Here is a 22,065-nt window from a genome sequence, read left to right as displayed (position 1 = left end):
CGGCGACGGCCACCGCCTCCGCCTCGCGCAGATGACGCCCGAAGAGCTCCAGGCCGCCCGCGACCGCGTCGTACCCGACGTGGTCGCGGGCGGCCTGCGCGTCCTGTTCTGCGGGATCAACCCGAGCCTGACGACGGCCGCGACGGGGCACCACTTCGCCTTCCCCGGCAACCGCTTCTGGCCGGTGCTCCATCTGTCGGGCTTCACCCCGCGCCGGCTGGCCCCCGCCGAGCAGGCCGAACTGCTCGACCACGGGCTCGGCATCACCAACGTCGTCGCCAGGGCCACCGCCCGGGCCGACGAGCTGTCCGCCGAGGAGTACCGGGAGGGCGGGCGGATCCTGACCGCCAAGGTCGGGCAACTGCGCCCGCGCTGGCTGGCCGTCGTGGGCATCACGGCCTACCGCACGGCGTTCGGCGAGCGCCGGGCCCGGATCGGGCCGCAGGACCGGACGGTCGGCGGGGCCCGGGTCTGGGCGCTGCCCAACCCCAGCGGCCTCAACGCGCACTGGACGGCCGCCACGATGGCCGAGGAGTACGCCCGGCTGCGCGCGGCGGTGGAAGAAGACGCGAGTTAGGGCGGGTCGGTCTCCGTGACGACCACGCTCAGCTCGCAGCCGGAGCCGCCCTCCTCCAGGGCGAGGGCCAGCGCTATCCAGCGCTCCTCGATGTGCCAGAGACGCAGGTACGCGCAGCCCGCGACCGTGTCCGCCCACGGCTGCGGTATCTCCTCACCGGCGAGCATCCGCTCCTGGGCGCTGAACAGACTGACCAGCTGCGGCTCGCCCCAGCGACTGCCGAGCAGGGTGACCAGTGCCTCGTGGTCCGCGACGCACTGGGCGCGGCGCTCCAGCCGAGCCGCCTCGTCCTCCTCCCAGACCTCGTCCGCGTACAGGAACGCCGTGTGGTAACCGGGACCGCTGACTCCCGAACCCGACCGGACGCGCTCCGCGGGGAACTCCCGGGCGCGCATCCCGTCGATGAGGCGGAGGTGATGTGCGGTGGTCATGCCGTCAGTAAACCTTCCCCCACTGACAATCGGGACTCCGCTCCGTACTTTGAGATGATTTCGGCCACCTCGTTCCGCCTGCCGCGCCCCCAGTTGGCACCGCCCGGGGACCAACTGGTCGGAGCCCGGCAGCAGATGGCACCGGTCGTCGCACCGGGCTCCGCGGCAGCCGCGCCCGGCGTGCCCCACCCCTTCCTAACGGCTTCGCATCCCTCGGTCGCCTACCCCCTGAGCAGCGAGTACGATCCGCCTGACATGCGCACTAGCTGGGAGGACACACCGTGGGCCGGCTGACCGGCGGGGACCCCTCGCTGCTGCGGCGGATCAATTCCGCGGTGGTGCTCCATGCCCTCAGGGGTGCGGCCTCCTCGACCCTCACGGACCTGACCCGGATCACGGGCCTGTCGCGTCCGACGGTCGAGGGCGTCGTGGAAGGGCTCTTCGAGGCGGGCCTGGTCGTGGAGTGCGCTCCGGAGGGGGCCGAAACCCGCCGTCAGGGCCGTCCGGCCCGCCGCTTCCGCTTCCGCGCCGAGGCCGGGCACCTGCTGGGCATCGAGATCGGCCCGCACCGCGTCTCCGCCCTGCTGTCGGGGCTGGACGGCCGGATCATCGGCGCCGGCTCCCGCGAGGTGTCGGAGACCGCCGGTGCCGACGACCGCCTCGACCGGGTACGGGCCGTGGTCGCCGACGTCCTGCGCCGCACCGGAGTGGCCCGCAGCAGCCTGCGCGCGGTCGGCGTGGGCAGCCCGGGCATCGTGGAGGCCGACGGGACCGTGCGGCTGGGCACCGCGCTGCCGGACTGGACGGGCCTGCCCCTGGGCGAACGGCTGCGGCGCTCCTTCCGCTGCCCGGTGCTCGTGGAGAACGACGCCAACGCCGCCGCCGTCGCGGAGCACTGGAAGGGCGCGGCGACGGAGTCCGACGACATCGTGTTCGTGCTGGCGGGGCTGAGCCCGGGCGCCGGTTCGCTGATCGGCGGGCGGCTGCACCGCGGGTTCGGCGGCGCGGCCGGGGAGATCGGCGCGCTGCACCTGCTCGGCCGGGACGTGACGCCGGAACACCTGCTGTCCACGACGGACACCCCGCTGGACCCGCTGGACGAGCACGCGGTGGCCGCGGTGTTCGCGAAGGCGCGGCACGGGGACGAGCAGGCGCAGGCCGCGGTGGAGCGGTTCATCCAGCGTCTGGTGCACGACGTGGCGGCGCTGGTGCTGGCGCTCGACCCCGAGCTGGTGGTGGTCGGGGGCTGGGCCGCCGGTCTGGACGGGGTGCTGGACCCGCTGCGGAGCGAGCTGGCCCGCTACTGCCTGCGCCCGCCCCGGGTGTGCCTGTCGCTCCTCGGGGAGGCGGCGGTGGCGACCGGTGCGCTCCGGCTCGCGCTCGACCACGTCGAGGAGGAGCTGTTCGCGGTCGAGGGAACGGTGACGGCCCGCCGCTGAACGCGACGGGCCGTGGGGTGCTCGATGCGCCTCGCGTCAGGACGCCTGGCGCTCCTCCTGGGCCGGGTGGCTGATCTCCAGGTCGCCCGAGTCGCCGAAGGTGAGCCGGCAGGTGTCGGCCCGGTATGTGGCGACCGAGACCGCCGCCGTGCCGCCCGCGGCGAGGTAGCGGGTGGTGACCACGAGGACGGGGGCGCCGGGGAGCCGGTCCAGCTCCCTGGCGTCGTCGGCGCGGGCGGAGCCCAGCTCGACGGAGCGGTCCTGGCCGTCGAGGCCGAGCCGGTGCAGTTCGCGGACGACGTTGCGGGCGCGGGCCGCGCCGGACGGGGCGTCTATGCCGGACAGCTCGGGCACGGAGGAGGACGGCACGTAAAGCAGCTCGGCGGCGACCACCTGGCCGTGGCTCGTGCGGATCCGGCGCACGATGTGCACGGGCTCCTCGGCGCCGGCGTTCAGCGTGGCGGCGACGGTGGCCGGTGCGGGAGCGCTCTCGCAGTCCACCGGCTGCCAGGCCGTGTCGGCCCCGCCGTCGGTCCAGTCGTTGCGGGCCGTGGAGACGGCCACACCGACGCGGGGCGGGGCGACCGTGGTCCCGACGCCCCGGCGGCGGTGCAGCCTGCCTTCGAGTTCGAGCTGCTCCAGGGCCTGCCGGAGCGTGGCCCGGGCGACGCCGAACCGGGCGGCGAGCTCGCGCTCGTTGGGAAGGATCTCCCCCACCGCAAAGTCCGAGTCGAGTGCCTCACTGAGCACGGTCTTGAGGTGCCAGTACTTCGGCTCCTGCACCGTTTCCAGCTGCGTGGTCCCCACCCTGTCCTCCGCAATCACCCAGCGGCTTATTCCGCGACGTTATTTATTAAAGGTTCCTGTCTTAACGTTGAGACCATAGGACGGCGCAACCCCTTGGTCAAGACCAATCCTGCGCCGAAGACCCTGTGAATGGACGGCGTGCCGCACAGCGTTCACAGGACGTTCGCGGACCGGCGCACCGCGCGCGACCCGGTGTCCGCCTTCGGAGCTGGGGCTTCCACCTGCGGGGCGGTCACGCCGCGCCTCCCCAGCACCCCCGAGCCGATCGCGACACCGAGGCCGACGAGGCAGGATCCGGCCGCCTGGGCGAGGCCGTAGGAACCGGTGCCGACGAGCGGGGCGGTGAGCGCGGCGGAGACGGGGATGAGCCCGGAGAACAGGGTGGCGCGCTCGGCGCCGATGCGCTGCATGCCCATGTACCAGCAGACGAATCCGATGACCGTCACCACGGCCGCCTGCCAGATCAGGGCCAGCGCCTCGGCCCCGGTCGGCACGCGCAGGAAGCCGCCGCCGTCGAGCACCAGGCCCAGGACCGCCGACTCGGCCGCCGCGATCGCGCACACGGTCGCGGACAGCAGCTTCGGGCCCAGCGGGCGCAGGACCGGTACCGCGATCACGGCGAAGCCCACCTCGCCGGCCAGCGCGCCGACGGAGCACAGGAGGCCGCTGAGGTCGGTGCGCCCCCAGCCCTGGACCGTGAACGCCCCGGCGGCCACCAGCGCCGCCGCGTACAGCACGGGCCGCGCGGGCCTGCGCCCTTCCAGCAGGGGTACGAGGACGGCGACGAGGATCGGGGCGCAGCCGACGAAGACGCCCGGAACTGCGGGTTCCGCGGAGCGTTCGGCGGCCAGGACTGCGAGGTTGAAGCCGACCATGCCGACGGCGGAGAGCAGGGCGAGCCTCCCCCACTGGCGCCCGGTGAGCAGCCGGAGCGTGGCGGCGGGGCGGGGTTCGCCGGGGCGGTGGATGAGGGGCAGCAGGAGGAGTGCCGCGAGGCCGTAGCGGAGCGCCTGGCCGCCCGCGTACGGGTAGTCGCCGAGGACGCTGTTGGCGGTGAAGGAGGCGCCGACGAGGACGCAGGCGAAGGCGGCGAGCAGGGCGCCGCGCAGGGAGGTCGCGTTCATGGGACCGACGCTAGGGAGCGGGTTGGCTCGGTTTAAGGTCCACTTCCATGACAGCTTCGGGGACCAATTCGCCTTCCGTTGACGGCGGTCCGGACCGTGCATCCATCTCGGCGGCCTGGGAGTTGCTGCTTCCGGTGGCGTCGGCTCCGGCGCGTGGGCGTGGCCGGGCGCTTCAGTCGGCGCTGCGGGAGGCGGTCCGCTCCGGCAGCCTGGCACCGGGGACGCGGCTGCCGTCCAGCCGTGAGCTGGCCGCCGATCTGGGGGTTTCGCGCGGCCTGGTGACCGAGGCGTACGAGCAGCTGACGGCGGAGAGCTATCTGCGCAGCGGGCGCGGTGCGGGGACGTGGGTGAGCGGGTCGGCGCGGGCGGCGGCGGGCGGCGCGCGGGACCTGGCGCCGCGCGCCCGTGGGGTGCGGGTGGACTTCCGGCCCGGGACGCCCGATCTGTCCCTCTTCCCGCGCAGTGCCTGGGCCGCCGCCCATCGCTCGGTGCTCGGGCGGCTGCCGCACGGGGCGCTCGGCTATCCGGATCCGCGCGGTCTGCCGGAACTGCGCGTGGCGCTGGCCGCGCTGCTGACGCGGCGGCGCGGGGTGGTGGCCGATCCGGAACGGCTGCTGGTGTGTTCCGGGGTCGCGCAGGCGACGACGCTGCTCGGGTTCGTCCTGCACGGGCGCGGGGTGCGCACGGTGGGCGTGGAGGATCCGGGAAGCCCGGAGCACACGGCGCTCTTCGCCTCCGCCGGGGTGGCGACCTCGATGGTTCCGCTGGACGATGAGGGCCTGGCGCTGGAGCCGCTGCGACGTTCCGGGGTGCGGGCCGCGGTGACGACTCCGGCCCACCAGTTCCCGACCGGGGTGGCGTACTCCGCGGCCCGTCGCAGCCGTCTCCTGGAGTGGGCGCGGGAGACGGACGGGCTCCTGATCGAGGACGACTACGACGGTGACTTCCGGTACGACCGCGCCCCGGTCGGCGCCCTCCAGGGCCTCGATCCGGAACGCGTCGCGTACACCGGTTCGGTGAGCAAGTCGCTGGCTCCCGGGCTGCGTCTGGGCTGGCTCATCGCGCCCGCGTCGATGACCGCCGAGCTCGTGGAGCGGAAGCGGATGATGGACCTCGGCAACCCGTCCCTGGAACAGGCGGTGCTCGCCGACTTCGTGACCGGCGGGGGCTACGACCGTCAGCTGAGGCGCTGTCAGCGCGCTTACCGGGAACGCCGGGACGTGCTCACGCAGGCCCTGGCCGAGCACATCCCGGGCACGGAGGTGAGCGGGGTCGCGGCGGGGCTGCACGCCATCGCGCGGCTCCCCGGACGCCGGGGTCCTGAGGAGGAGTTCGCGGAGCGCGCGGCGGCTGCCGGGGTGGCCGTGCGGCTGCTGCGCGAGTACGGGACGGAGCGGCCGGAGGACGACTGCGTACGCCTCGTCCTCGGTTACGCCCATCTGGCACCGGCCGACATCGTGCGCGGGGTGCGGGCGCTGGCCGGGCTTGTTCAATAGCCCTGTTGACCTGCGGTGATGACCGATTGTCAGTGGTGGGTTCTACGGTTTTTCCATGACCCGAACGTTGCAGGCGCTCGCCTACTCACGTCCCTCCGCCCTGGCCTCCTCACAGGCCGGGCGGTCGCTCGGCCTGGAGACGGCCGGCGGCTCCACACCGCATGGCGCCGAGGCGCATCCCCGGTTCTTCTCGGGGTTCCTGGCCTCGCCGCAGATAGCGGCGCGGGGGCTGCTCGCCGTCGCCGATGTCGCCGCCGCGCGCTACTACCAGCGGACCCTGCTGTCGTCCCTGGACCCGGTGGTGACAGGCAACGGCGACCGGCTGCGCTTCGAGTCGTTCTCCGGCTGCTGCGGGGTGTACGCGCGGCTCGATGTGCTCAGCGAGGGCCTGGAGGGCGTGGAGACGGGCCACGGCACCACCAATGTGGACGTGAACCATCCGCTGCGGGAGGCGCTTTCGCGGATGGGCGGTGACGAGCCGCTGCATCTGCGGGTGGGCCCGCAGGAGATGGCGGTGACCACGACGGCCGGCTCGGTCGTGGAGAAGAAGGTGCCGCTGCCGGACCGCTGGCTGCGGGGCTTCGCGGAGGCGCAGGTGGCCTCCGCCGCCTTCGATCTGCGGGCGGAACTCCCGGCGGCGGACGCCGTACGGTTCCTGAGGTCGCTGCCCACGTCTTCGGGGGTGGCCGCGCGCGGCGCGCGGTGGGTGGTGCCGGCCGGGCGGACGCTGCGGCCCACGACCCGGCCGGTGCCCGGTGCCGTCTGCCTTCCCGGCCCCCAGCGGCTGACCGCGCTCCAGCGGGTCCTGCGGTACGCGTCGGCGCTCCGCGTGTACGGGCCGGTGGCCGACGGCGCGGCCGCCGCGAGCGCCTGGGAGGTCGTGCTGCCCGGGATGCGGCTCACGCTGACGCTGTCGCCCGACGCCTCGCGCGGCTTCTCGGGCGAGGGCGGGGTCCTGGAGGCGCTGGCCACGGACGACGCCGCGGCGGACGCGGAGCTGGTGTCGGTGCTGCTGGCGTGGGAGCCCCGGATCGAGCCGGACCGGCTGGCGGAGCAGGCGGGCCTTCCGGTGGAGCGGGTCCGGGCCGCGCTGGTCCGGCTGGGCACGGCGGGCCGGGTGGGCTACGACCTCGCGGACGCCGCGTACTTCCACCGCGAGCTGCCGTACGACGCGGACCGGGCCGAGCGCCACAATCCCCGGCTGGTCGCGGCGCGGCGGCTGGCCCGGGAGGGGGCGGTGGCCCTGGACGGCGAGCTGGCCGCGGTGCGCTCGGGCGAGCGGAGCTACCAGGTCCGTGAGCAGGCGGGGGCGCTGAGCTGCACCTGCCAGTGGTGGGCGGACTACCGGGGCCGCCGGGGCCCGTGCAAGCACGCCCTCGCGGTCCGGATGGTCCGCCGTGGCGCGGCGGTCGCCGGGGGTGCGCGATGACCACCCTGCTGGACGCGGTCCGCGAGGGCCGCATGGACGACATCCGCCCCCTGCTGGCCCGGCTCGACCGGGGCGGACGCAAGGCCGCCCTCGACGAGCTGAAGGCGCTGCGCAAGGAGGCCCGTGGCTGGAGCTGGGGCGAGCGCACCCGGGTCCGCAAGGCGATCCTGGTGGCCGGTGCGGGCTGCCACACCGGGGCGGCGGGCTGCGCGACGTGGCTCGGTGCCCGGGACATGCGGGACTGGGTGCACTCGCCGTACCCGTGGGTCCTCGAGGTGCTGGGCGACCGCGAGCCGGACTGGCTCGCCGATGTCGCCCGGCGGCTGGCCGCCCGGGCCGTGGAGTCCGACGCGGAGTACCGGCTGGTCGAGGAGCTGGCCCGGCGGGCGGGCTGTCCGCTGCCCCTCTCGGACGGCATGGTCCGGACGTGGGCGGAGCGGGTCGACGGTGCGCGGTGGCAGCGCGGGGCCGAGAAGCCCTTGATCGACCTGTTGCGGGCGGACGCCCGTCTCGACGTCCTCGTGCCGCATCTCCTGACGTTGCCGGAGCTGCCTTCGGTGGTGGCCTGGGTGGACAGCCACTCCCCCGCCGGTTCCTGGCCGGCCGCGCTGACCGGCCTGGTGGCGGAGGGCCTGCTCGACCGCGCGGCCCTGCTCGACAGTTGTACCGCGCGGCTGCTGCGCGGCGGGAAGCCCACCGATCTCCGCTTCTGTCTGCTCGTCGTGCGGGGACTCGAGCCCACCTCGGAGGAGGAGGCGGCGCGGGTCGCCGACTGGATGGCGATGGCGGCCGACGGGCCTTCCCCGGTGGCCGGCCACGCCCAGGAGGTGCTGGCCCGGCTCGACGCGCAGGGTGCGCTGTCGGTGCGGCAGCTGGCCGAGGTGTCCGGCGCGGTGCTCTTCCGCACGGAGAAGAAGCTGGTGCGCGCCCAGTTGATCCACCTGGGGAAGGTGCTGCGCCGGGACCCTTCGGCGGCCGAGGAGCTGCTGCCGGTGCTCGCGGACGTCTTCGGGCATCCGGACACCGATGCGCAGGAGCGCGCGCTCAAGCTGGCCGCCCGCGCCCTGCCCGCCGTGTCGCCGGAGGCCCGCGAGGAGGCGGCCCGGGCGGCCTCGCTGCTGGCGCCGCTGCACCGGGAGGCGGCGCGCGCGGTGTTCGGTGACTTGCTGGAGGACGAGCCGGAGGCGGCGTACGAGGAGGTTCTGCCGCCGCCGCCCGCCCCGCGCCCCCTCGGCGCACCGCCCGGCTCGGTGGCCGAGCTGACCGAGGAGGTGACGGCGGTCCTGCTCCGGTCGGACCGGGAGGAGGACGTCCCCGCGTTCGAACGGGCCCTGGACGGGCTCGTCCGGTACGCCCGCACGGACCGGGAGGAGCTGGTCGGGGCCCTGGAGTCCGCGCTCGCCGGGCAGTGGTGGGCCTCCGAGGGCGAGGACGAGATCGAGTGGCGGATGTCCCGCAACCACGACGGCATGAGTGTCGTCGTGGCAGCCCTGCTCGGGCGGGTCTCGCGGCGGAGCGTGCACGACGGCCAGGCCCGCCGGACGGGTGAGGGCCGCTGCTGCCACAGCGCCCTCAACGGCATTCTGTACGCCCGGCTGTGGGAGGCGGCCGCCGAGATGTGGTCGGGCAGGCTGCCGTATCTGCTGGCCACCCCCACGTGGCACACGGGCGCCATCGACGCGGGGGAACTGGTCGAGCGGTTGCGCGGCTACCGCGCGCTGGGTGTGGCGGCCGGGCCGGTGGACTTCGCCCAAGCGCTCCTGAGGGTCCGGCGCACGGACGCGAGCGAGGCCGCACAGCAGGCGTCCGCACTCGGCACCGAGGAGGGCGACCGCCTGGCGGAATGGCTCCGGGCCGACGAACCGGTGGCGGCCGTGGTCCCCCGTCATGTGGACACGGACGTCGAGGTCGGCCGCGACTGGCTGCGGCAGACGGTGGTCAAGGCGCGGCGCGCGCTGCTCACCACCAGGGAGAACCCGCTCGTCCGGCAGAAGTTTCCGCGCCCCTTCCACTGGCTCGGGAGCGCGCACTCACCGAGGAACCAGAGCTGCTACTGCTGGATAGCGGAGTCCCCGCAGTGGGTGGCCACCCTCCCCGAGGACGGCGAGGCGCTCGCGGCCTGGCTGCTGCCCTCCGTCGCCGCGTCCGTGCACGAGGAGCGCGGCACCACCTGGCTGCTGCCCGCACTCGCCGAGACCGGCGGGCCCGCCGCCGGGGCGATCCACCTCGCCCTGGCCTACGGGCTCGGCGCCCGGCATGCGGAGGACCGGCTCGCGGCGGTGGACGCGCTCCTGGTGCTGGCGGCGCGGGGGCGGCTGGACACCGGGCGGCTCGGCGGCGAGCTGGCCGTGCTGATCGAACAGGGCTCGGTCAAGCCCAACCGGCTGGCGGACGCGGCGCGGACGGCGGCGGAGACCGGGGCGTACGGGACGGTCCTGTCCTTCCTGGTGCCGGTGCTGCCCGCGCTGCTGGCCCGGGAGAAGGCGCCCCGGGGGCTGAGCGATCTGCTCGCGGTGGCGGCGGAGTGCGCGGAGCGCAGCGGGCCGCCGGAGACCGGGGCGGTCCCGGGGCTCGCGGAGACGGCTGCGCGCGGCGGGACGACCCAGCTGGTGCGGCAGGCGATACGCCTGGAGACCGCCTGCCGGGCGGCGACCGGCTGAGCCCCGCGCGCCCGCTCCCCGGGGCACCCTTCGAAACAGATCCCCAATGCCTTCGAAATCGACGGCAGGAAGGCCGGTTGCCCTTTAACCCATCGGTCACAAAGCGTTCGTGATCAGGCAACACGGTACGGTCACAGTGGATTCATGACTGATGTGACATCCGCGAAGAGTGCCCGCCGCCCCCACCACTGGCGGCGGGACGTGATCGAACTCGCCGCGCTGTTCACGGCGGTGGCGGTCGCCGACGCGATCGCCAACCTGATCGGGCATCAGCCGGACGGCCCTTACCTGCTCGTGGCCTCGGCCGTGGCGCTGACCGCCACGGCCGCGTTCCACACCTGGTGGGCCCGGCGCCACAGCCACGCCCCGCCCCCCGAACCGGCGGCCGGCACCACCGCGGCATCCGATGCCCCCAACGCCTCCGACGACACCTCCGCCGCCCCCGGCGAGACGGTGCTGTGGCGGATGCGGACCACGGTGCGGGACGTGCCGGGGAGCCTGGCAGCGCTGTGCACGGTGCTGGCCCGGCACGGCATCGACATCCTCACGCTCCAGACGCACCCGCTGGCGCAGGGCACCGTGGACGAGTTCCTGCTGAGGGTGCCCGCCTCCCTGCCGGCCCGGGAGCTGTCCCGTGCGGTGGCCGCCGCCGGGGGCAGCTCCACCTGGACGGAGCGGGCCGACACCCACGACCTGGTGGACGCGCCGACCCGGGTGCTCGGCCTCGCCACCCGTACCGCACTCGACGCGGCCGAACTCCCGCTCGCCCTGCGTCAGCTGCTCGGCCGGTGCACGATCCACTCGCTGCCCGCCGTCTCGGTCACCGGGCGCGCCACCGGCGAGACAGCCCCGGTCGAAGGGGTGCTGGAGGAGACGGTGATGCGGCTGCGCGACCCCTCGGGCGGGGTCATCACGGTGGAGCGGCCCCATCTGCCGTTCACGCCGACGGAGTTCGCGCGGGCCCGTGCCCTGGTGGAGCTGGATGCCCGGCTCGGCCCCCGGGTCCCGCGCGGCGAGCACGTGCTCACGCTGCCCGAGGGCAATGAGATCACCGTGCGCCGGGCGGACCGGGCCGACCTCGACGCGGCGGTGGCGATGCACGGGCGGTGCTCCGAACAGACCCTGCGGCTGCGCTACCACGGCCCGGTCCGGGACGCCGACCGCTATCTGGACCACCTGCTGAGCCCGCGCTTCGGCCGGACCCTCGCCGTGCAGACGGCGTCCGGGCGGATGGTCGCCCTCGGCCATCTGCTCTGGGACGGCGACGAGACCGAGGTGGCCCTCCTGGTCGAGGACGACTGGCAGCGGCGCGGCATCGGTTCCGAGCTCCTGGCCCGCCTGGTGGCGCTGGCCGAAGAGGCCGGCTGCGAGAACGTCTACGCCGTCACCCAGGCGTCCAACACCGGCATGGTCGCCGCCATGCGCGCGCTCTCGCTGCCGCTCGACTACCAGATCGAGGAGGGCACCCTCGTGATCACCGCACGCCTCGCGGCGACCCCGGCGCGCCCCCTGCCGCAGCTGCCGCCGTACGAGCAGGCCGAGCGCTGACCCCACCGCGTACGGGCTCCCCGCCGTCCAGCGCCTGACACAGGTCGGCCCACAGGTCCTCGACGTCCTCCAGGCCCACCGACATCCGCAGCAGCCGGTCTCCGACGCCGGAGGCGTGCCGGTCTCCCTCGTCCACGATGCGGTGGCTGATGGAGGCCGGATGCTGGATGAGGGTGTCGACGCTGCCGAGGCTGACGGCGGGGGTGATCAGCCGCACCCCCGCGATCACCCGGTGCGGGTCCCCGTACACCTCGAACGACACCATGGCGCCGCCGATCTCCGGGTAGTGAACCCGGGCCACCCGGGGGTCGGCGGAGAGCCGGCGGGCGAGTTCGGCGGCGCTCGCGGAGGCGGCCCGGACCCGCACCGGCAGGGTGGACAGGCCGCGCAGCAGCAGATAGCCGGCCATCGGGTGCAGGACCCCGCCGGTGGCGAAGCGGACCCGGCGGAGCAGGGAGGCGAACTCCTCGTCGCACGCGACGACTCCGCCCATCACGTCGCCGTGCCCGCCCAGGTACTTCGTGGCGCTGTGCAGCACGATCCGGGCCCCGAGCTCGACGGGGCGCTGGAGGACAGGCGTCGCGAAGGTGTTGTCGACCAGGAGCGGCACCGCACCGCAGGAGTGGGCGACGGCCCGGATGTCCACCTCGGCCAGGGTCGGGTTGGCCGGGGTCTCCACGATCACCAGACCCGTGTCGGGCCGGATCGCCTCGGCGATGCCCGCCGGGTCCGTCCACGTCACCTCGGTGCCCAGCAGCCCGGCGCCCAGCAGGTGGTCGCTGCATCCGTACAGCGGCCGCACGGCCACCACGTGGCGCAGCCCCACGCTCGCACGGGCCAGCAGGACGGCGGTCAGCGCGGCCATGCCGCTGGCGAACGCCACCGCGCTCGCGGTGCCTTCGAGCCGGGCCAGTGCCGTTTCGAAGCGGCCGGTGGTGGGGTTGTCGAGCCGCGCGTAGACCGGCGGGCCGTCCGGACGGGCCCCGGTGGTGGCGAAGGCGTCGATCCGCTCGGCCTCGGCGCGGGAGTCGTACGAGGGGTAGGTGGTCGACAGGTCGATCGGTGCGGCGTGCAGGCCGAGGGCCGCGAGGTCGTCGCGTCCGGCGTGCACGGCTTCGGTGGCGAGCGCCCGGGACGGGGTGGTCGAGGGCGGCAGCACGGATTCGTTGTCCATGCGCGCACTCTGAACGCTCACCGGAAGATCCGGCCCAAAGGCCGTGCTACGTTCGCCGAATGACTGATTCCGTCGCTCTCGACACGGTGGATCTGCACATTCTGCGGCTGTTGCAGAACGACGCCCGGACCACGTACCGGGAGCTGGCGGCCGAGGTCGGTGTGGCTCCCTCGACGTGTCTGGACCGGGTGGCCCGGCTGCGCCGCACCGGGGTCATCCTCGGGCACCAGCTGCGGCTGGACCCGGCCAGGCTCGGCCGGGGCCTGGAGGCGCTGCTCTCCGTACAGGTGCGGCCGCACCGGCGGGAGCTGATCGGGCCGTTCGTGGAGCGGATCAGGTCGCTGCCGGAGTCCCGGGCGCTGTTCCATCTGACCGGCCCCGACGACTATCTGGTGCATGTGGCCGTGGCGGACACGGCGGATCTGCAACGGCTGGTGCTGGACGAGTTCACCTCGCGGCGCGAAGTGGCCCGGGTGGAGACGCGGCTGATCTTCCAGCAGTGGGAGTGCGGGCCGCTGCTCCCGCCGGTGCCGGGGGCGGCGGGACCGGTCCCGGGTCAGGTCCGTCCTGCCGATTGATAGTGACGCGGAGGGCCTCCCCGTACGAGGATGTACACATGTCAGAATCTTCCAGCAGCGCACTGCCGCGCCAGATCGCCGACGCCTACGTCGACGCCTTCATCGAACTCGACCCGATCTCCGGCACCTACCTCGGTGTCGCGGCAAGCTCGCGCCGCCTTCCCGACTTCTCCCCGGCCGGCCAGGAACAGCTGGCCGCGCTGGCGCGGGACACGCTCGCCCGGCTGGACCGCGCGGAGCAACAGCCCGGGGCCGCCGATGACACCGAGCGCCGCTGCGGCCGGCTGCTGCGGGAGCGGCTGACGGCCGAACTCGCCGTCCACGAGGCGGACGAGGCGCTGCGGGCCGTCTCGAACCTGCACTCCCCCGCGCACTCGATCCGTGAGGTGTTCACGGTGATGCCGACCGAGACCGACGAGGACTGGGCGGCCGTCGTGGACCGGCTGCGGGCCGTCCCGGCGGCGCTCGGCGGCTACCAGGAGTCCCTGGCGCTCGGCCTGGAGCGCAAGCTGTACGGCGGTCCGCGCGCCACCGCCACGTTCATCGGCCAGCTGGACGAGTGGGTCGGCGACGGCACGAAGGGCTTCTTCCAGGACTTCGCGGCCGGTGGTCCGGACAGCCTGCGCGCGGAGCTGGACGAGGCCGCCGCGCAGGCCACCGGCGCGCTGGACGAGCTGCGGACGTGGATGCGCGAGGTGTACGCCCCCGGAATCGAGGGCGAGCCCGACACGGTGGGCCGGGAGCGCTACGCCCGCTGGTCGCGCTACTTCAACGGTACCGACCTGGATCTGGACGAGGCGTACGCGTACGGCTGGTCCGAATACCACCGGCTGCTCGCCGAGATGAGGACCGAGGCGGAGAAGGTGCTGCCGGGCGCGGGCCCCTGGGAGGCGCTGGCCCATCTCGACGTGCACGGCAAGCACATCGAGGGCGTGGACGAGGTCCAGGCGTGGCTCCAGAGTCTGATGGACGAGGCGATCGACGCGCTGGACGGCACGCACTTCGAGCTGGCCGAGCGGGTGCGCCGGGTGGAGTCGCGGATCGCCCCGCCCGGCGGCGCCGCCGCCCCGTACTACACGGGCCCCTCCGAGGACTTCTCGCGGCCCGGGCGCACCTGGCTGCCGACCATGGGCGAGACGCGCTTCCCGGTCTACGACCTGGTGTCCACCTGGTACCACGAGGGCGTTCCCGGCCACCACCTCCAGCTCGCCCAGTGGGCGCACGTGGCGGAGAGCCTGTCGCGCTACCAGGCGTCGATCGGCATCGTCAGCGCCAACGCCGAGGGGTGGGCTCTGTACGCGGAGCGGCTGATGGACGAGCTGGGCTTCCTGCCCGACGCGGAGCGCCGGCTCGGCTACCTGGACGCGCAGATGATGCGCGCCTGCCGGGTGATCGTGGACATCGGCATGCACGTGGGCCTGGAGATCCCGGCCGACTCGCCGTTCCACCCGGGCGAGCGGTGGACGCCGGAGCTGGCACAGGAGTTCTTCGGCAACCACAGCGGCCGGCCCGCGGACTTCGTGGAGAGCGAGCTGACCCGCTACCTCTCGATGCCGGGCCAGGCCATCGGCTACAAGCTGGGCGAGCGCGCCTGGCTGCTGGGCCGGGAGAACGCCCGGGCGGCGCACGGCGACGCCTTCGACCTCAAGGCGTGGCACATGGCGGCCCTGTCCCAGGGCCCGCTGGGCCTGGACGACCTGGTGGACGAGCTGTCGAAGCTCTGACCCGGTGCGGCGGGCCCCGGGGCGCCGTCCCCGGGGCCCGCCGCCGTCAGCAGCCGCAGTCGTCCGTCCCGGCCGGTGCGGTCAGCGGGTCGGCGGCGCGCTTCCCCTCGCCCTCCCAGGTCTCGTACGGGAATCCCTCGCGCGCCCAGTACTCGAAGCCGCCGAGCATCTCCTTCACCCGGTAGCCGAGGCGGGCCAGGGCGAGGGCGGCGCGGGTGGCGCCGTTGCAGCCGGGGCCCCAGCAGTACGTGACGACCGGCACGGCCGGGTCGAGGAGCCGGGGCGCCTGCGCGGCGATGAGTGCCGTCGGCAGGTGCAGGGCGCCCGGGATGTGCCCCTGGTCCCAGGACTCGGTGGACCGGGAGTCGAGCAGGACGAAGCCGGGGTCGCCTCCGCCCGCGAGGGCCGCGGCGACGTCCGAGACGTCCGCGTGGAAGGCGAGCGAGCCTCCGAAGTAGGCGACCGCGTCGGCCGGTTCGGCGGGCGGGACGCTCAGGACGGGGTGGGCGGCGAGGACGCCGGGCTGGGGAGTCATGGTGGAAAATCTATGAGCGGCAGCCCCGGTCCGGAAGGCGGGATTCCCGGCAGCCGCCTTGATCCGCCGGGGATTCCACGGTTCTCTGTCCGTATGAGCGACTATTCCCCGGACGCCACCGACTGGCGCATTCTCGACGTGCTGCAACGCGAGGGCCGCGCCTCGTTCGCGGAGCTGGCGCGGGCGGTGGCCATGTCGCCGAGCGCCGTGACCGAGCGGGTCCGCCGCCTGGAGGAGGCCGGGGTCATCAGCGGTTACGCGGCCGTGGTCGATCCGGAACGGCTCGGGCTGCCGATCCTCGCCTTCGTACGGCTGCGGTATCCGAACGGCAACTACAAGCCGTTCCACGATCTGCTGGAGACCACACCGGAGATCGTGGAGGCCCATCACGTCACCGGCGACGACTGCTTCGTGCTCAAGGTGACGGCCCGCTCGATGAGCCATCTGGAGACCGTCTCCGGGAAGATCGGCGCGCTCGGCTCCGTCACCACCAGCGTCGTCTACTCCTCACCACTGCCGGGGCGCCCGATCAGTCGCTGATCCCGTCCGCCCCGGACCGGAGCCGCACGGCGGACCCGTGCCGCTCCTTCACCACCTCCAGCTGGGCGGGGATGCGGCGGCGCAGGTCCGCGACATGGCTGACGATGCCGACGCTGCGGTCCCGTTCGCGCAACGAGTCCAGCACGTCGAGCACTTCGTCCAGCGTCTGATCGTCCAGGCTGCCGAACCCTTCGTCGATGAACAGGGTGTCAAGCCGTACGCCTCCGGCCTCGTCCGTCACGACGTCGGCGAGGCCGAGCGCCAGGGCGAGCGAGGCGAAGAACGTCTCCCCGCCGGAGAGCGTGGCGGTGTCGCGCTCGCGGCCGGTCCAGGCGTCGATGACGTGCAGACCGAGCCCGGCCCGGCGGCCGCCGGTACGGGCGTCGGAGTGGACGAGCTGGTAGCGGCCCGAGGACATCCGCTGAAGGCAGGCGGTGGCCGCCGCCGCGACCTGTTCGAGCCGGGCCGCGAGCACGTACGACTCCAGCCGCATCTTGCGCGCGTTGTCCGCCGAGGTGCCGGCGGTGAGCCCGGCGAGCCGGGCGACGCGTTCGTACTCCTCGCGCACCGGACCGAGGCCGCGCACCTCGTCCGCCACGCGGCGCGAGAGCCTGGCGAGTTCGGTACGGCGTTCCCGCGCCGCGTCGAGCCCGGCCGCGGCTTCGCGCAGCGCGCGCTCGGCGCGGTCGAAGCGCTCCCGGGCGGCTTCCGGGGCGGCGGGCGGGCGGTCCGCGGCTTCCCGGGCGTCGGTCTCGGCGAGCCGGTCGGCGACCGCTGCGGCCTCGGCCTGCCAGGCGTCGATGCGGTGCTGGAGCGTACGCTGCGCCGCGTCGTCCAGCAGCGTCGCCGCGGCGGCCTCCGGCGTATCGAACCCGGCCCGGAACGCGGCGTCCGCGAGCCGGTCGTCGGCCTCCTTCAGCCGGGCGGCCGCGCTCTCCTCCTCGCGCACGGCGCCGCCCGCCCCGGCGAGCAGGGCGACCCGCCGCTGCAGCACGTCGGCGTGCTCGGCGACGCTCGGGTGCCCCCCGCGCGCCCGGTCCAGCACCGTGTCGATGTCCGCCTGCTCCCGGTCCAGCGACTCGCGCCGCGAGGTCCGCGCGGCACCCCGCTGCCCGACGTGCTGCCGCTCCTCGGCCCGCCGCCGCTGCTCCCGCTCGGCCCCCGCGAGCGCCTCCCGCGCGGAGTGCGCCCCGGCGGCAAGGCGGTACGCCTCGGCGTGCTCGGCGGCGAGACCGTCCACGAGCGCGGCGAGTTCGGCGACGGTGGGATCGGCGTCGGCCGCCGCGCCCCCGGTCGGCTCGGCGTCGGCGGCCCCCGCCGCCTCAGCGCGGGCCGTCGCGTGGCGTTCGCGGACCAGCGCCAGTTCCTGCTCCACCGTGGCGCGGGCCCGTTCCGCGTCGCGGTGGGCGCGTTCGGCGGATTCCTCCGTCGCCCGGTCCACGTGACCGTCGGCGGGGCGGGCCGGGGCCGGGTGGTCGGTCGCGCCGCAGACCGCGCAGGCGGTGCCGTCGGCCAGCTGGGCGGCGAGTTCGGCGGCGATGTCCCGGAGGCGGCGTTCGCGCAGGTCGAGCCAGAACTCATGGGCAGTGGCGGCGTGTTCACGGGCAGCGGTCAGCGCCTGCCCGGCCGTGGCCACCTCGGCGGCCAGCGCGTCGCGGCGGCGCGCCGCGTCCAGGCGACGGCGGGCCGGGTCGAGGCGGCGGGCGAGCAGTTCGGTGCGGGTGGCGGCTTCGAGGGCGGCGTCCAGGCGGGCCTGGAGGTCCTGCCGGGTGGTCTCCCAGCCGGCGAGCCAGTCCTCGGCCTCGCGGACCAGTTCCTCATCGGCCCGGGCCTGCCGGTCCAGGGCGGCCCGCTCGTCGGCGATCTGCCCGGCCCGCTCCTCGGCGCGCCGGGCCGATTCGAGGCCGCCCAGGTCCTCGCGGAGCCGGTGCTCCAGGGCCGCCAGCTGTTCGGCGCCCGCCTCGGCCAGGGTCTCGGGCAGCCGGCCCAGCGCGCGGTCCCGCTCCTCGCGCGCCCGCCGGTAAGCCCGCTCCGCCGCCTCGCGCAGATCGAGGGCCGGAGCGACGAGGTCCGCCTTGCGGGCGCGGGCGAGGCGGTCCCGCGCCTCCTCGCAGGCGGCGCGGCCGGTCTCCACGGCGTCGGCGCGGTGCCGGGTCTCGGCGTACCGCTGCTGGAGCGCGGCGAGTTCGCGTTCGGCGTCCAGGGCGATGCGGGCGGCGGTGTGCCGTCGCTCCGCCGTGGCCAGGACCGAAGCGGCGATGTCGTGGCGTTCGGCGGCGCCGCTGCGGGCGTTCGCGGCCCAGCCGAGGACCGCGTCGGCGAGCCCGGGGTCGCCGGGCTGGAGGTCCGGCAGCGGGCACTCACGGGCGGCGGGTCCGGCGGCCTGGGCGATGCGCTGGGCGAGCGCGAGGATCTGGTCGTCACCGGCCTTGACCTGGGCCTCGGCCACCCGGCGCAGTTCGGCGAGGCGGTCCTCGACGGCCGCGAAGCGCCGGGTGTCGAAGAGCCGGCCGAGGAGCCGGCCGCGCGCCTCGGCGTCGGCGCGCAGGAAGCGGGCGAACTCGCCCTGGGGCAGCAGGACCACCTGGCAGAACTGTTCGCGGCTCATACCGACGAGCTGGGTGATCTCCTCCCCGATCTCCTGGTGCGAGCGGCTGAGCGCCCGCCAGCCGTCCTCGGGGTCGTACTCACGCAGCCAGCTCTGCGCCTTCTCGGTGGTGTGGCCGCCGCCCCGCTTCTTGGGGCGGGGCTGGGCCGGGCGCCGGGTGATCTCCAGGCGGCGCCCGCCGACGGTGAGGTCGAGCAGGACCTCGGTCGGCAGGTCCGCCGGGGCGTGGTCGCTGCGCAGCGAGGTGCCGGGGCTCTGCCGGGCGCCGGGCACCGCCCCGTACAGGGCGTAGCAGACGGCGTCCAGGACGGAGGTCTTGCCGGCCCCGGTCGGCCCGTGGAGCAGGAAGAGGCCGGCGGCGGAGAGCGCGTCGAAGTCGATCTCCTGGGTGGCGCCGAAGGGGCCGAACGCGGTGACGCGGAGGGTGTGGAGCCTCACCGGTTCACCTCGCGCACGCCGTCGTCCACCCGGACGTGGTCGAAGGCGCCCCGCAGTACCGCCCGCTCCTGCTCGTCGGTCCCCCAGCCGCCACGCACGTGGGCCACGAAGTCCTCCGCGATGGTCTGGTCGTCGCGGCCGCGCAGGCGGCGGGCGTACGAGAGGTCCGGGTCGTCGGGTGCCCGGTCCGGTTCGAAGACGAGGGCGAGGGTGTGCGGGAAGCGCTCGGTGAGGCGGGCCATCGGGTCGGCGGGGCGGACCGGGTCGGTGAGGGTGGCCTCCACCCAGGCGTCCTCGTGGCGGTCGAGCGCGGGGTCTTCGAGGAGGTCGTCCAGGCGGCCGTGCAGCCGGGCGAGGCGGCGGGGCACCGGGCAGTCGATGCGTTCACCAGTGACCGTCCCGGAGGCGTCCAGGTCGATGAGCCACATGGTCTTGCGGTGGGTGGCCTCGGAGAACGAGTAGGCGAGCGGGGAGCCGGAGTACCGGACGCGGTCGGTGACGGCCTGGCAGCCGTGGAGGTGGCCGAGGGCCGCGTAGTCGACGCCGTCGAAGACCCCGGCCGGGACCGCGGCGACGCCGCCCACGGTGATGTCGCGCTCGCTGTCGCTGGGCTCGCCGCCGGCGACGAAGGCGTGGGCGAGGACGACGGAGCGGGTGGAGTCGGGGCGTGCGGCGAGGTCGGCGCGGACGCGGTCCATGGCGGCGGTCAGCACGGCCTCGTGCCCGGCGCGCTCGGTCTTGAAGACGTCCTTGACCAGGGCGGGTTCCAGGTACGGCAGCCCGTAGAAGGCCACGTCGCCGTGTGCGTCGGAAAGGACGACGGGCGTGCCGCAGTGCGCGGGGTCGGTGCGCAGGTGGATACCGGCCCGGCCGATGAGCCCGGCGCCGACGCCGAGGCGGCGGGCGGAGTCGTGGTTGCCGGAGATCATCACCGTGGGCACCCCGGCGGCGGCGAGCCGGTGCAGGGCGTCGTCGAAGAGTTGCACCGCGCTGAGCGGGGGCACCGCCCTGTCGTACACGTCACCCGCCACCACAAGGACGTCGACCTCGTGCTCGGCGACGGTGGCGACCAGGTGGTCGAGATAGGCGGCCTGGGCGTCGAGCAGGGGGACCCGGTGGAACGACCGGCCGAGGTGCCAGTCCGATGTGTGCAGAATCCTCAAGACCCGGCTCCGGTCCGCATGCGCTTCCTCCGCCCCTGTGCCCTCACGTCCCACAGTGTCCCATCCCGCCGGGGGCCCGGGGGCGCGTCCGGGAGGTCCCGCCGGTCCGGTCCCGCGTCACGCGTCGTCGTACGCCTCGCCGCCCAGTTCCACCGACGCCTCGCCCGCCGTCGCGTCGGCCAGCCAGCGGCGGAACGCCTCGACGTCGGCGTCCGGCAGCGCGATCTCGATGGTCACGTCGGCCGCGTACCGGACCTCGCGCACGGTCCGTCCGGTGGCGCGCAGTTCGTTCTCCAGTCGGCCCGCCCGCTGGTGCCCGACGGTGACGGTGGCTAGCCGGAAGCGGCGGCGGGTGCGGGTGCCGAGTGCGTCGAGGGCTTCGCCGACCACTCCCCCGTACGCCCTGATCAGCCCGCCGGCGCCCAGCTTCACGCCGCCGTAGTAGCGGGTGACGACGGCGACGGCGTAGCAGACCTCGCGGCGGGTGAGCATCTGGAGCATGGGGACTCCGGCGGTGCCGCCGGGCTCGCCGTCGTCGCTCGCCTTCTGTACGGAGGCGTCGGCGCCGATCACGTACGCGTAGCAGTTGTGCGTGGCGGTCGGGTGCTCCCTGCGGACGCGGGCGATGAACTCCTGCGCCTCCTCCTCGGTGGCCGCGGGGGCGAGCGCGCAGATGAAGCGGGACCGGTTGATCTCGCTCTCGTGCACGCCCGCGCGGGCGACGGTCCGGTACTCCTCCTGCATCCCGCCACCCTATGCGCACCTGCGGGAATGGCCGGAGCGGGCCGCCGGTTGTGCGGATCATGTACGCAGACACGGAGACGATCCGCAGGATCCTGGAAGACACCGGCGACACCTGGGCGGTGGTGGGCCTGTCCAACAACCGTTCGCGCGCGGCCTACGGGGTCGCCGAGGTGCTTCAGCGCTTCGGCAAGCGCGTGGTCCCGGTGCATCCGAAGGCCGAGCGGGTGCACGGCGAGGAGGGGTACGCCTCGCTGGCGGACATCCCGTTCCCGGTGGACGTGGTCGACGTCTTCGTCAACAGCGACTTGGCGGGCGCGGTGGCCGACGAGGCGGTCGCCCAGGGCGCCCGGGCCGTCTGGTTCCAGCTCGGCGTGGTGGACGAGCAGGCGTACGCACGCACCCGGGCGGCCGGGCTCGACATGGTCATGGACCGCTGCCCCGCCATCGAGATCCCGCGCCTCGGTTAGGGCGCTTCGGGGGCCCGCATCCCCAGTCCGTCGAGGATCACCGCACCCGGCAGGGCGCCCAGCGCCTTGCCGGTCACGATGAGCTTGCCCCGGCGCGAGCCGCTGCCGATGAGGACCCACTCCTCGTCCACGACGGCGGAGTCGATCAGCAGCGGCCAGGCGGCGGGGAGCCCGATGGGCGTGATGCCGCCGTACTCCATGCCGGTCTCGCCGACCGCGGTGTCCATCGAGGCGAAGCGCGCCTTGCGCAGGCCGAGGTGCTTGCGGGCGACGCCGTTCACATCGACGCGGGAGTGCGACAGGACCAGGCATGCGGCGAGGGTGACGTCGGCGCCGCGCTTGCCGGAGAGGACGACGCAGTTCGCCGAGCGGTCGAGCAGGTCGGCCCCGTGGTGGGCGACGAAGGCCGCCGTGTCGGCGATCTCCGGGTCGGTGTCGACGTGCAGGACCTGGTCGGGGTCGATGCCGCCCCAGCCGGTGCGCACCGCCTCGGCCACCGGGGCGGTGAGCAGGTCCTGACGGTCGACGGCGGGGCTGGCGTCCTCGAAGGAGCCGATGGGTGCGCGCATGCGCGTCACGCTAA

At 74.6% G+C, this 22,065-nt stretch carries 19 protein-coding genes; 10 read left to right on the top strand and 9 right to left on the bottom strand.

The annotated features are described in order from the left end of the window. Nucleotides 1–31 precede the first annotated feature (31 nt). Nucleotides 32–577 (top strand): G/U mismatch-specific DNA glycosylase, encoded by a 546-nt coding sequence (mug, locus tag AMK18_RS29345; protein WP_018105203.1) that lies wholly within the window; start codon nt 32–34, stop codon nt 575–577. Here the strand turns inward: mug and AMK18_RS29340 are convergent. Beyond that, nucleotides 574–1,008: a hypothetical protein gene (locus AMK18_RS29340; RefSeq protein ID WP_073865141.1), complete on the bottom strand. Its 435-nt coding sequence runs from the start codon at nt 1,006–1,008 to the stop codon at nt 574–576. The genes mug and AMK18_RS29340 overlap by 4 nt on opposite strands. A gap of 281 nt (nt 1,009–1,289) precedes the next feature. On the opposite strand from AMK18_RS29340, the gene AMK18_RS29330 reads away from it, so the two are divergent. Next, complete coding sequence (locus AMK18_RS29330) at nt 1,290–2,447, top strand: ROK family protein (protein ID WP_018105201.1); 1,158 nt, start codon at nt 1,290–1,292, stop codon at nt 2,445–2,447. Nucleotides 2,448–2,483: 36 nt separating this feature from the next. Here the strand turns inward: AMK18_RS29330 and AMK18_RS29325 are convergent, their stop codons facing one another. Continuing rightward, nucleotides 2,484–3,254, bottom strand: a complete 771-nt coding sequence (locus AMK18_RS29325; RefSeq protein ID WP_018105200.1) for a GntR family transcriptional regulator — start codon at nt 3,252–3,254, stop codon at nt 2,484–2,486. Between the two features lie 152 nt (nt 3,255–3,406). Continuing rightward, entirely contained in the window at nt 3,407–4,378 is a 972-nt protein-coding gene (locus AMK18_RS29320) for a DMT family transporter (protein WP_073865140.1), read from the bottom strand. A gap of 47 nt (nt 4,379–4,425) precedes the next feature. On the opposite strand from AMK18_RS29320, the gene pdxR reads away from it, so the two are divergent. The 4 genes from pdxR (at nt 4,426) to AMK18_RS29300 (ending at nt 11,511) form a co-directional block, all read left to right on the top strand. Then, nucleotides 4,426–5,874 carry a MocR-like pyridoxine biosynthesis transcription factor PdxR gene (pdxR, locus tag AMK18_RS29315; RefSeq protein WP_241836666.1) on the top strand — a complete coding sequence of 483 codons (1,449 nt, stop codon included), beginning with the start codon at nt 4,426–4,428 and terminating at the stop codon, nt 5,872–5,874. Between the two features lie 55 nt (nt 5,875–5,929). Next, on the top strand, nt 5,930–7,303 hold the full coding sequence (locus AMK18_RS29310; RefSeq protein WP_073865138.1) for an SWIM zinc finger family protein: 1,374 nt from the start codon (nt 5,930–5,932) through the stop codon (nt 7,301–7,303). Next, nucleotides 7,300–9,963, top strand: a complete 2,664-nt coding sequence (locus tag AMK18_RS29305) for a DUF7824 domain-containing protein (RefSeq protein ID WP_073865137.1) — start codon at nt 7,300–7,302, stop codon at nt 9,961–9,963. Before AMK18_RS29310 ends, AMK18_RS29305 begins: the two co-directional genes overlap by 4 nt. Nucleotides 9,964–10,116: 153 nt before the next feature. Beyond that, nucleotides 10,117–11,511 carry a GNAT family N-acetyltransferase gene (locus AMK18_RS29300; RefSeq protein WP_198957111.1) on the top strand — a complete coding sequence of 465 codons (1,395 nt, stop codon included), beginning with the start codon at nt 10,117–10,119 and terminating at the stop codon, nt 11,509–11,511. On the opposite strand, the gene AMK18_RS29295 is transcribed toward AMK18_RS29300, so the two are convergent. Beyond that, nucleotides 11,438–12,685 carry a trans-sulfuration enzyme family protein gene (locus tag AMK18_RS29295; RefSeq protein ID WP_073865135.1) on the bottom strand — a complete coding sequence of 416 codons (1,248 nt, stop codon included), beginning with the start codon at nt 12,683–12,685 and terminating at the stop codon, nt 11,438–11,440. The genes AMK18_RS29300 and AMK18_RS29295 overlap by 74 nt on opposite strands. A gap of 59 nt (nt 12,686–12,744) precedes the next feature. Between AMK18_RS29295 and AMK18_RS29290 the strand changes: the two genes are divergently transcribed. Together AMK18_RS29290 and AMK18_RS29285 are read left to right on the top strand one after the other, a co-directional pair. Further along, nucleotides 12,745–13,263 carry an Lrp/AsnC family transcriptional regulator gene (locus tag AMK18_RS29290; protein WP_018105193.1) on the top strand — a complete coding sequence of 173 codons (519 nt, stop codon included), beginning with the start codon at nt 12,745–12,747 and terminating at the stop codon, nt 13,261–13,263. A gap of 38 nt (nt 13,264–13,301) precedes the next feature. Beyond that, entirely contained in the window at nt 13,302–14,987 is a 1,686-nt protein-coding gene (locus AMK18_RS29285) for a DUF885 domain-containing protein (protein ID WP_073865134.1), read from the top strand. A 46-nt stretch (nt 14,988–15,033) separates the two neighbouring features. Here the strand turns inward: AMK18_RS29285 and AMK18_RS29280 are convergent, their stop codons facing one another. Further along, nucleotides 15,034–15,522, bottom strand: coding sequence for a rhodanese-like domain-containing protein (locus tag AMK18_RS29280; protein ID WP_073865133.1), 489 nt, complete (start codon nt 15,520–15,522; stop codon nt 15,034–15,036). Between the two features lie 93 nt (nt 15,523–15,615). Here AMK18_RS29280 and AMK18_RS29275 point away from each other — a divergent pair, with 93 nt between their 5' ends. Then, nucleotides 15,616–16,062, top strand: a complete 447-nt coding sequence (locus AMK18_RS29275; RefSeq protein WP_018105190.1) for an Lrp/AsnC family transcriptional regulator — start codon at nt 15,616–15,618, stop codon at nt 16,060–16,062. Here the strand turns inward: AMK18_RS29275 and AMK18_RS29270 are convergent. The 3 genes from AMK18_RS29270 to AMK18_RS29260 all read right to left on the bottom strand — a co-directional run bounded on the left by AMK18_RS29270 (nt 16,052) and on the right by AMK18_RS29260 (nt 21,015). Then, entirely contained in the window at nt 16,052–19,108 is a 3,057-nt protein-coding gene (locus AMK18_RS29270; RefSeq protein WP_073865132.1) for an AAA family ATPase, read from the bottom strand. The genes AMK18_RS29275 and AMK18_RS29270 overlap by 11 nt on opposite strands. Continuing rightward, complete coding sequence (locus tag AMK18_RS29265; protein ID WP_073865131.1) at nt 19,105–20,271, bottom strand: exonuclease SbcCD subunit D; 1,167 nt, start codon at nt 20,269–20,271, stop codon at nt 19,105–19,107. Before AMK18_RS29265 ends, AMK18_RS29270 begins: the two co-directional genes overlap by 4 nt. A 117-nt stretch (nt 20,272–20,388) precedes the next feature. Further along, complete coding sequence (locus AMK18_RS29260) at nt 20,389–21,015, bottom strand: YigZ family protein (protein ID WP_073865130.1); 627 nt, start codon at nt 21,013–21,015, stop codon at nt 20,389–20,391. Between the two features lie 59 nt (nt 21,016–21,074). Between AMK18_RS29260 and AMK18_RS29255 the strand changes: the two genes are divergently transcribed. After that, nucleotides 21,075–21,482, top strand: a complete 408-nt coding sequence (locus AMK18_RS29255) for a CoA-binding protein (RefSeq protein ID WP_026171794.1) — start codon at nt 21,075–21,077, stop codon at nt 21,480–21,482. Here the strand turns inward: AMK18_RS29255 and AMK18_RS29250 are convergent. Further along, nucleotides 21,479–22,051, bottom strand: a complete 573-nt coding sequence (locus tag AMK18_RS29250; protein ID WP_073865258.1) for a YbaK/EbsC family protein — start codon at nt 22,049–22,051, stop codon at nt 21,479–21,481. The genes AMK18_RS29255 and AMK18_RS29250 overlap by 4 nt on opposite strands. Nucleotides 22,052–22,065: the final 14 nt, after the last annotated feature.

The sequence above is a fragment of the Streptomyces sp. CB01249 genome (genome assembly GCF_001905735.1).
GTDB lineage: Bacteria > Actinomycetota > Actinomycetes > Streptomycetales > Streptomycetaceae > Streptomyces.
Note: the sequence above shows the minus strand (reverse complement) of the source record. Positions and strands in the feature narration are given on the sequence as shown.